This is a genomic window from Dorea sp. AM58-8, assembly GCF_003464045.1.
Lineage (GTDB): Bacteria > Bacillota > Clostridia > Lachnospirales > Lachnospiraceae > Claveliimonas > Claveliimonas ammoniilytica.
The window spans coordinates 1-729 of the sequence record NZ_QSDM01000058.1 but is presented as its reverse complement, the minus strand read 5'-3'; the positions used below and the strand labels follow the sequence as shown (position 1 = coordinate 729).

The 729-nt window shown below is 43.5% G+C and carries 2 protein-coding genes; both read left to right on the top strand.

Annotated elements, in window-relative coordinates:
- Nucleotides 1-525 (top strand): replication initiation factor domain-containing protein (locus DXA18_RS15450; RefSeq protein ID WP_147345620.1); only part of this gene is annotated, 525 nt, incomplete at its 5' end.
- A complete protein-coding gene (locus DXA18_RS15445; RefSeq protein WP_002607397.1) occupies nucleotides 525-728 on the top strand; it encodes an excisionase in 204 nt (67 codons plus the stop codon). The genes DXA18_RS15450 and DXA18_RS15445, both read left to right, overlap by 1 nt.
- Nucleotide 729 lies beyond the last annotated feature (1 nt).

Genomic DNA, 729 nt, shown 5'->3' with positions numbered 1-729 from the left:
GAAGTCTGTTCAAAACATAATAAGACGCTTGAGGAAGTCGGCAGTTGGAAACGGACAGAAATGCAACTGCGTGATGATAAGGCTCATGCTTTTGCCATGACATTCAAGGACAGACCGCTGGAACTCGGAGAACTGGCTTTCGGGCTATTGTCAAACAACCTACGCTTTGTCGTGCCAAACAGAAACGAAAGTAATAAAAGCAGATGGAAAACGTGTCGGTTTTGGGAACGCTTTTTAGGGGCTGTGGAAGTCTTGAAACTGCAAGTACCAAAACAGCAAAATTCCCTTGAGGAAACACAGCAATGGCTTACAGAGGGTGGCGTGATTTCCGCTGTCAAAAGTTTTTACTTCTTAGAAGAACATGACGCATTAGGTGGATTGGAAAAAGTGGGAACTATGCTTGATAAGGCAAGATACAGCAATTCCCTTTCCAGTAAACTAACCGCCCATTTACAGAGGATAAACCGCACCGACCTTATCCCCTATATCCAGTATGACACAAAACATGGGAAAGGGGGTATCTGATGAATAACAACGATATTCCCGTATGGGAAAAATACACCCTTACCATTGAAGAAGCGTCTAAGTATTTCCGTATCGGAGAAAACAAGTTAAGACGATTGGCAGAGGAAAACAAGGACGCTGGCTGGCTCATTATGAATGGCAACCGCATACAGATTAAACGCCGACAGTTTGAACAGGTTATTGACAAATTGGACGCAATCTAAT